The organism is Microcystis sp. LSC13-02 (assembly GCA_002282935.1).
In the GTDB taxonomy this organism is placed as follows: domain Bacteria; phylum Cyanobacteriota; class Cyanobacteriia; order Cyanobacteriales; family Microcystaceae; genus Microcystis.
Genome location: MTBT01000289.1, coordinates 1 through 8,789, shown reverse-complemented (window position 1 = coordinate 8,789; position 8,789 = coordinate 1). Strand labels below are relative to the sequence as shown.

The window sequence follows — 8,789 nt, the reverse complement described above, 5'->3', positions numbered from 1 at the left end:
TTAATCAACAACTAAAGCTTATGCTTGTAGCTAAGTGAAATCATTGATTAAGAGACCTGTGCTTTTCAATAACTTTTTCAGCAGACCCTACCTAAATTTGCCGAATTGATGGTTATTTTTGAGAGCATCCCCTTGATGTTACTCATCCTTGCCCGATACGGTCTGTTAGCTTGACAATTGATTGTTTTCGCGACGACCCCGGCGACTGTTCGAGTTTTGTCAGGGAGATTATGGTGGTGACCCTTGCTAGGAAGCGGTCTTTTCTGACCAAGGTTGGGACGGTCTACCACTTCTCTCAATATACAAGGTTGGGTTGAGGCAAGGAAACCCAACAAAGACTAACCATTGGGGTGGTTGGGTTTCGCTTAAACAATCGAATTGAGCCATTTTCGACTCAGTATTGTTCCGCTCAACCCAACCCACGGGGCAAGGGGATCGCCTTTAAGCGATCGCAATTTTAATTAAGGTTTGCTGAATAATGGTAAAACCCTTTTAAAATAAAGCTTTTGACCTGTTAAAGTAAGGGCAACAAAGCCTGAAACTCCTGACTCCTGACTCCTGACTCCTGACTCCTACCCCCACCGAAAAACTTTTTCAGCAGACCCTAATTAAGATGACGGCAAGTTAAGCAATTCAGCGTACTTGAGAGTAAACCCGTAGGATTCTGCGGCCTTTTTCGCAGCAATGTGAGACTTCAGTAAATAGTCATGGATGGACGTGCATTCCTCCGACAATCTTGTTTGAGTTTTATCTTTTTCTTGCAAAATCTCTGAGCGGATCATAAGTTATTCTCCTCTTTGAATAGTTCAAGTGGTGTGACAATTTCAGTTGTTGACAAGCCAAGGCGAGCATTGATAATGCGAATATGCTTCCGTTTGTTAGCATTGGCTAGATGGTTGCAATTCCAAGTAAGGAGATATTGAATGTCGAAATAGCTGACATAGGCAAGATGTAGAGCATAGAAGACTACATCTATTAATTGCTGAGGCAGAACTAAGTTTAACCGCTCTTTTTAACTACTTCTATCCCTTTCAGGCAAAAAATTAGGCGTTTTCGGTTTACCATAGTGAAAGTGTACTTTCTAGGCCGATGACTTTGACTAAAAACCCCGTGATCACAAACCGTCGTTTTTCCCCGCGCAATCTCTTTGAGACTTGCATGGCCCTATTGGTATTATGCAATTATATTCTGGTTATTTTCGATTTAACCTATATTCCCCTGCGAGATTTTTGGTTACAGGGACGCTTGCAAATAACTTTATTAAGATTTAATGAACCAATAAAACTCGGACCGATTGCCTTTCAAGAATTACAAATACCTCCCGATCAACCCCTAGAAATTCCCTTTGTTAAAGGAATCGCTAAGTATGATGTGGTGAAAGGGATTAAACCCTATCGCAGTACCAAGGAATATTTAGATACGGTTAATAAACTTAATGAACTAATTAATCAAAAGCTTTTTAACCCAGAGTTTAATTTGCAAGAATATCGCCAAGAGATTGAGAAAATTTTAGACAATTTGCGCCAAAAAAGTATCAATTTAGTCGATAATAATCCCTTTGCCTTGGCGGAGAAAACTGGGACTTTAGAGAAGATTAAAAATAAAATGCGGTTGCGGGTTTTTAAAACAGAAAATGTTTCCGCAAAAGCAGCCTTTCAGAAGTTTTGGAGTTGGGATTATCTCAGTCAAAATGGCTGGGAAAAAGAGTTGAAGTTTTTTAATCAAGAAATTCAACCTTTAATAGAAACTAATTATTTTCGTCCCCTAGGAGAAGATGGGAGACCGATAGATAACTTTGAGGCGATCGATTTTTTATTTGGTACCATCTTTTTCTGGGAATTTATGCTGAGAACTTGGTGGATTGCTCGCACTCATAAAGGTCTGCGTTGGCGCGAGGCTATGTTATGGCGATGGTACGATATTTTTCTGTTTATTCCTATCTGGAGATGGTTGCGATTTATTCCTACCGTTATTCGCCTAGATCAAGTTAAAATTATTAACTTAAGACTGATTAAAGAACAGGCAGTTAAAGGCCTAGTTGCGCTAATTTCTAAAGATGTTACTGAGATAATTGTCCTGAGAATCATTAATAAAATTCAGGAATATATTCGACGGGGACAAGTGGAGAAATTTCTCGAGAAATCTCTCAATGGCGGATATAATAATCTCAATGATACTAATGAAGTTGTCGAAATTTTTCGGTTATTAGTTAATAGTACCGTTGACAAGGTTTTACCGCAAGTTAAACCAGAAGCGGAAGCTTTAATTAAATACAATATCGAGAAAATTCTCAGTCAAACTCCCGCTTATCAAAGCTTATTGCGATTACCCGGCATGAATGGATTAAAAACTGACTTGAGCAATCGTCTATCTAGTCAATTGTATCAATCTTTTGTTAACATAGCTGAAAATATTACCCAGGAAGACGAAGTTTTTGAGGGTTTGTTGCAGCAATTAGTCCAGCGTTTCGGGCAATCTCTCGCTGGGGAATTACAATCCCGTCACAGTTTAGAAAGAATCGAGATGTTATTAATTATCTTCCTAGAAGAAGTCAAATTAAACTATGTACAAGAATTCTCGGATGAAGACTTAGAAACTATCCTCGAACAAACTCGCTTACTCAACTCTAAAAGTGCAGAAATTACCCCAGTAGAAATCATGAATACTCGTCGTCTTCCCTAAAAATTAGTGATCATTGATTAGGTAATACTAAATCCGTTAAGTATAGGCTACTTATAAGGAGAAGCAAAAGGCACTCATGCAAAAGGGGGAATAAATAATCAGTCTTTAATAACCAGATTTAGTATAATATTGCTTGACATTTTGATCACTTTTATACTAAAATATCCGATGAAAAATCCCTTACTCAATTAATCTAATTATCTACTCCCATGTTAACAAAAATTATTCTCGGGTTACTTTGGTTAGGCTTCGGATTATACGCTTTTTTACTAGCACCCCCCGATCAACCAGATACAATAAATTTAATTATCAATCTTTCCACTGGCAAATGGCAAGATATCAACCCGTTAATTATTGCTCTTTTTAACCTGATGGGAGTTTGGCCACTTATCTACACTAGCCTTTTAATTATCGATGGTCGTGACCAAAAAATCATCGCTTGGCCCTTTGCTTTTGCCTCCTTTGCCGTGGGTGCTTTCGCTATTTTACCCTATTTAACTCTCCGTCAACCCAACAGCAATTTTACCGGTAAAAAAAATCTTGTCATTAAACTTTTAGACTCACCTTGGTTGGGAGTAATTGCCCTAATTACTGCGGGAATTTTAATCGCTTACGGATTAATTAACGGCAATTGGTCTGATTTTTGGCATCAGTGGCAAACTAGCCGTTTTATTCATGTTATGAGTTTAGATTTCTGTCTTTTAACCCTATTATGTCCAATTTTGCTGCAAGATGATCTAACCCGACGGGGATTAAAAAATCCTTTGCTGTTGCCGGTAATTTCCCTATTGCCTCTAATCGGTCCAGCAATTTATTTAATTATTCGTCCTCGCTTAGGGGAGAATTAGGGGTAAGGTGAAACTCAGCCTAGTTATCAGTTGTTTTTTAACTATTTCTTGACAAGAGAAGTTCATATTTAACAGAAATTATGCTGAGGTTCCCCTAAAATACGAACAAAGAGATTAATGTCCAGATTAGAAGGAGTGTTTAACCTTGTTAGAGAGTCAAAAAACACCTCGGATTTACTGCTTTCAAGCTGATTATCTTGCCTCCCAACAATTTAACCCCCAAGAGATTCCCGCTTGGTTATCCTTAGAGGTAAACTGGCAGGGTTATAGAATTCACACCCTACCCTGGGTAGCAGACGTAGCTAGGGTGTTAGGATTATTAGCGATCGAAGATACCCCCCAGGGGTGGCAAGATTATTTAGAAAGCTTGGGATTAGCCAAAATTAGGTTAATGGACAGCGAGGAGTTTTTTGAGGATAAATCTTTATCGGGATGTTAAAAATGCCCTATAATTGGCAATTTAGTGATGATTCTACTAGTCAATTTATGCCCTATAAACTACTCTTCGTCTGTTTAGGAAATATCTGTCGTTCTCCCGCTGCCGAGAATATCATGAATTATCTGATTGAACAAGAAGGATTAAGCAATAAAATCCTCTGTGATTCTGCGGGGACTGCCAGTTATCATATCGGTTCTCCTCCCGATTCTCGCATGAATACAGCGGCCAAAAAACGCGGTATTCCTCTGCAAGGGACCGCTAGACAATTTACCCGCGAGGATTTCGAGAATTTTGATCTAATCTTAGCCATGGATAAAGCCAATTATCGAGATATTTTATCCCTAGATCCCACAGTAAAATATCAAGAAAAGGTCAAGTTAATGTGTGACTATGCCCGTTATCACCCAGAAAAAGAAGTTCCCGATCCCTACTACGGTGGTCGTGAAGGTTTTGACCGCGTAATGGAGCTACTTTTAGACTCCTGTGGCAGTCTTTTGGAGGACGTAAAAAGCAAAATTTAAGTTTTTTATTTCAGCTAATCGATTAATCTATGTTCGAGGGAAAAACGAACCAATTCGGCGCGATTGTTAGTAGTTGTTTTCCTGAGTAAACTACTAACATATTTCTCGATCGTGCGAGAACTAAGATGCAGTTTTTGCCCAATTTCACTATTAGAAAGTCCCCGGGCTAAATGTTCTAACACTTCCCGCTCGCGATTGGTTAACTTAAAATCGTCCTGTAAAGAAGAAGTTAAAACAGCCGTAGTTTTGGGGCTTTCTTCCGGTTTTAATTTCTGATATTGACGTTCACTTTGCACCATTTGCGATCGCTCTAAAAGATTGCGAATAACTGCTTTTAATTCCTCCATCTCAAAAGGTTTAGGAAGATAGATATCACAACCCACTTGATAACCGCGAATTCTTTCCTCTGTTGACCCTCTTTCGGTTAAAAAAATTACTGGTAATAACCTAAATTCTGGCTGTTGCCGCACCTTAGTCACCAAAGAATAACCGTCTAAACGGGGCATTTTGATATCCGATACCAAAAGATGGGGATGATAGGTATCCAATAAAGTCAAAGCTTCCAAACCATTACTCGCCGCTACCACACTATAACCTGCTAATTCTAAATAGTCTTTGACCGCTAAGCGGATACCGGGGTCATCATCGGCAATTAGAATCAAAAGAGGCATAGAAATTAACAGGACAAGGTTTTTTCAGTATTGATAGCCTAGCACCCTCCGCTCGTCACAATTGTCCATCAAGCTACAGAGGCCGTTTTAACTGATATTATACTAGCAGTTAGCAATCAGTCTTTTCAGTAATCAGTAATCAGTAATCAGTGATCAGATGTGATTTTTCAGCTTTTTTCGCCCCATCTCCGGCGCTCCCTGCTCCCCCACTCCCTGCTCCCCACTCCCCCAACCCCTTTTTTACTTTTTACTTTGAAGATCATTTTTTAGTTAGGGTTTGCTGAATAAATCTAAAAACCTTATCCAACAAGGTTTTTAGACTTTTCTTCCCTCAAAAAGTGCCTGAAAATTAGGTAATTGACCACCTGAAAATGGGTAAAACCCCACACCCCAACCCCCAACCCCCACCGAAAAACTTTTTCAGCAGACCCTAGTTATAGCGTTTCTCATAAGTATGAAGTATAACTGGATTGGGCATCGTCTCCTGACTCCTGACTCCTGACTTCTGGCTCCTGACTCCCGAAACCGAAAACTTTGTACCTCACTATTAAGATAATTGCCATAACATGACAGATTATTTGGTTTCCCTGACAATTTGGGCGGGTATTTATGCGATTTTTGCCCTCGGTTTAAATCTACAATGGGGATTTACTGGCTTAATTAACTTTGGTCACGTTGCTTTTGCCACTTTAGGGGCTTATGCAACGGTTTTATTAACTTTACAGGGTGTACCGATGATTTTTGCCGCCATTGTCGGGGCGATCCTAGGGGCATTGTTGGGATTGGCCATCGGTTTTTCCACCCTGAGATTAAGAGCCGATTATCTAGCAATTGTCACCATCGGGGTGTCTGAGTTAATTCGTTTGCTGGTGCTTAACGAGGATTGGTTAACGAAAGGCAGTTTCGGACTACAACGTTATCCCCTACCTTTGGATATAAATGCCAGTTTTCCCGTCAAATTATTAATTATTGCCCTGTTTACCCTGCTTGCTATCTTTGCTCTCTGGCAATTGGGGCGCAATCTGCAACGACAATGGCGCGAAGCTGGGCAAATTAGCGGCAAAAGCTATCAACCGACGCAAAAGAGAGCTTTAATCTTTTGGGGGGCGTTAGGGGCGATAATCCTGCTTTTTCTGTATATAAACGGTGTAATTGCCTTGAATGACTATAATTACAAAGCCGGGCTGATGGTGGTAGTTTTAGTCTTCCTCGCTCTCGTTTATACTGGTTTAGAATTACTTTTGCGATCGCCTTGGGGACGCATCCTCAAAGCTATCCGGGAAGATGAAGAAATTCCCCGGGCTTTAGGAAAAAATGTCTTTTGGTATAAGTTACAATCTTTGATGTTAGGCGGTGCAATCGCTGGTTTAGCTGGGGCTTTTTTAGCATGGCAATTAACCACTATTTACCCGACTAATTTTGAACCATTATTGACTTTTAACGCTTGGATTATTATTATTCTCGGTGGCTCTGGTAGCAATGCAGGCACCTTACTAGGAGCAGTAATTTTCTGGGCTTACGATTCCCTGACTCGCTTTATTCTACCCCAATTAGATATTTTTAATGATAGCCAATTAGGGGCTTTACGGATTATGATTATCGGTCTGCTGCTCATGGTTTTAATGATCTGGCGACCCCAGGGTATCCTCGGCAAAAAAGAGGAGTTAACTTTGGGAAAATAATTTCAGTTATCAGTTATCAGTTATCAGTTATCAGTCATCAGTTATCAGTGATTAGATTTGAATATTAAGTGAGCAGTATTAAATATCATTTTTCTAAGGACTTAAGCAAAATTAATTACACATTTAAATAACCCTATTGCCTATTGCAAGAGTGCCTATTGCCTGTCTCAACTAAGAAATTTATTTCCCACGACTACTTACTGTCTTTTCACTGATTACTGTTTAATGTTTACTGATAACTGATGTTTATCTGATCAATTATGTTACTTTCTGCCAAAGGATTATCGAAAAGTTTTGGGGGCATTTGCGCCGTCAATAATGCTGATTTGGATGTGCCGCAGGGCAGCATCACTGGGTTAATCGGTCCAAATGGGGCCGGCAAAACCACACTTTTTAACCTTTTATCTAATTTTATTCGCCCAGATAAAGGAGAAGTTTTTCTTGATGGTCAGCCCATTCATCAGCTGCCTCCCTATCAAATTGCCCTGAAAGGATGTGTGAGAACTTTTCAAGTAGCAAGGGTATTATCCCGATTAACGGTGTTAGAAAATATGCTCTTAGCTAGTCCGGGGCAAACGGGAGAAAATTTTCTCAAAGTCTGGTTTCAGGGGGCAAAAATTCGCCAACAGGAACAAGAAAATCGTGCCAAAGCTTTGGACATATTAGATTCGATTGGTCTAGGGGAGAAAGCGCAGGATTATGCGGGAGCTTTATCGGGAGGACAGCGTAAATTATTAGAGATTGGCCGAGCGCTAATGACCGAGCCAAAATTAATTTTATTAGATGAACCGGCCGCCGGAGTTAATCCCACTTTAATCGCTCAAATCAGCGACCATATTATTGAATGGAATCGTCAGGGAATTACCTTTTTAATTATCGAGCATAATATGGATGTGATTATGTCCCTTTGTCACTACGTTTGGGTATTAGCAGAAGGGACAAATTTAGCCGATGGCATTCCCAGCGAAATCCAAAAAAACGAGCGGGTTTTAAAGGCTTATTTAGGAGACTAAAGCTAATTTTTGCACCTGTTGAACAAAGTTAGCCAGAATTTTTAAGCCATTAGTCGAGGATTTTTCCGGGTGAAACTGCACCGCTACCAAACGATCACGAGCGATCGCTGCCGTCACCGTTTGACTGCCGTGGGTGACGGTGGCGGCAGTTAGATAACTATCAAGGGGATCAACATAATAGGAATGGACAAAATAGACGTGAGGATGCGGGGGTAATCCCTGCCAAAGAGCATGATCCGGCTGGGTGAAGTCTAACTGATTCCAACCCATGTGGGGAATGGTAATGCCAGGTTCCGAGCGAAAACGGCGCACTGTCCCCGGAATAATCCCTAAACCCGCCTCTTGACCTTCCTCTGATGAGTCAAAGAGAATTTGTAAACCGAGACAGATACCGAGAAAGGGTTTACCATTAGCGATCGCAACTTTGAGCGGTTTTTCTAGATGACGGCTGCGAATTTGCCGGACAGCAGGATCAAAAGAACCGACTCCGGGTAAGACAATAGCGTCAGCTTTTTCCAGATCGAGGGGAGAATCGGTAATTTTCGGCACTGCACCCACGGTTTCCAGTCCTTTACAGGCAGAGTGCAGATTTCCCATGTCATAATCGATGACAGCGATTAAGGTCATTACTATATACTGAGCAAGCGATAACCTTATTTTAGAGCAATCACGCCGCTAAATTAGGTCTTGAATCAAAAGTTGTTGAAAGCTGGTGATGGGATTTGAACCCGCGACTGGCTGCTGTTTCAAATCATACTACAGCAATTCTCATCGAAAATTTTGGCTCTGAAACCCCGTCGTTCTAGGTTGGCTTTACTGTTAAATACTAGCGCATTTACACGATATATGCTAAAATGTGAGACATGGAAAAAGCCTATTCGTTTCGATTTTACCCCACACCCGAACAAGAGTCGCTATTGCGGCGCACTTTGG

Annotated in this window: 10 protein-coding genes; 7 read left to right on the top strand and 3 right to left on the bottom strand. The window is 40.6% G+C overall.

Going from position 1 to position 8,789, the window contains the following annotated elements; all coding sequences use genetic code 11:
- Window positions 1-608: 608 nt before the first annotated feature.
- The gene (locus BGL89_RS18210; protein ID WP_286826948.1) at window positions 609-782 is read right to left on the bottom strand and encodes a hypothetical protein; all 174 of its coding nucleotides are present in this window, start codon (window positions 780-782) and stop codon (window positions 609-611) included.
- Between the two features lie 307 nt (window positions 783-1,089).
- Between BGL89_RS18210 and BGL89_RS18205 the strand changes: the two genes are divergently transcribed.
- The 4 genes from BGL89_RS18205 (at window position 1,090) to BGL89_RS18190 (ending at window position 4,490) form a co-directional block, all read left to right on the top strand.
- Window positions 1,090-2,682: a hypothetical protein gene (locus BGL89_RS18205; protein ID WP_286826947.1), complete on the top strand. Its 1,593-nt coding sequence runs from the start codon at window positions 1,090-1,092 to the stop codon at window positions 2,680-2,682.
- 209 nt (window positions 2,683-2,891) lie between these two features.
- Complete coding sequence (locus BGL89_RS18200; RefSeq protein WP_286826946.1) at window positions 2,892-3,530, top strand: DUF2834 domain-containing protein; 639 nt, start codon at window positions 2,892-2,894, stop codon at window positions 3,528-3,530.
- Window positions 3,531-3,675: 145 nt separating this feature from the next.
- Window positions 3,676-3,969 (top strand): hypothetical protein, encoded by a 294-nt coding sequence (locus tag BGL89_RS18195; RefSeq protein ID WP_286826945.1) that lies wholly within the window; start codon window positions 3,676-3,678, stop codon window positions 3,967-3,969.
- Between the two features lie 2 nt (window positions 3,970-3,971).
- A complete protein-coding gene (locus BGL89_RS18190; protein ID WP_286826944.1) occupies window positions 3,972-4,490 on the top strand; it encodes a low molecular weight protein-tyrosine-phosphatase in 519 nt (172 codons plus the stop codon).
- Window positions 4,491-4,504: 14 nt separating this feature from the next.
- Here BGL89_RS18190 and BGL89_RS18185 read toward each other — a convergent pair whose 3' ends face one another.
- Complete coding sequence (locus tag BGL89_RS18185) at window positions 4,505-5,161, bottom strand: response regulator transcription factor (RefSeq protein WP_286826943.1); 657 nt, start codon at window positions 5,159-5,161, stop codon at window positions 4,505-4,507.
- A gap of 566 nt (window positions 5,162-5,727) precedes the next feature.
- Here BGL89_RS18185 and BGL89_RS18180 point away from each other — a divergent pair.
- Window positions 5,728-6,843: a branched-chain amino acid ABC transporter permease gene (locus tag BGL89_RS18180; protein WP_286826942.1), complete on the top strand. Its 1,116-nt coding sequence runs from the start codon at window positions 5,728-5,730 to the stop codon at window positions 6,841-6,843.
- A gap of 260 nt (window positions 6,844-7,103) precedes the next feature.
- Window positions 7,104-7,856 (top strand): ABC transporter ATP-binding protein, encoded by a 753-nt coding sequence (locus tag BGL89_RS18175; protein WP_286826941.1) that lies wholly within the window; start codon window positions 7,104-7,106, stop codon window positions 7,854-7,856.
- Here BGL89_RS18175 and hisH read toward each other — a convergent pair.
- Window positions 7,845-8,483 (bottom strand): imidazole glycerol phosphate synthase subunit HisH, encoded by a 639-nt coding sequence (hisH, locus tag BGL89_RS18170; RefSeq protein ID WP_286826940.1) that lies wholly within the window; start codon window positions 8,481-8,483, stop codon window positions 7,845-7,847. The two genes, BGL89_RS18175 and hisH, sit on opposite strands and share 12 nt — an antisense overlap.
- 236 nt (window positions 8,484-8,719) lie before the next feature.
- On the opposite strand from hisH, the gene BGL89_RS18165 reads away from it, so the two are divergent.
- Window positions 8,720-8,789: helix-turn-helix domain-containing protein (locus BGL89_RS18165; protein WP_286825706.1), on the top strand; the 70-nt coding region annotated here is incomplete at its 3' end.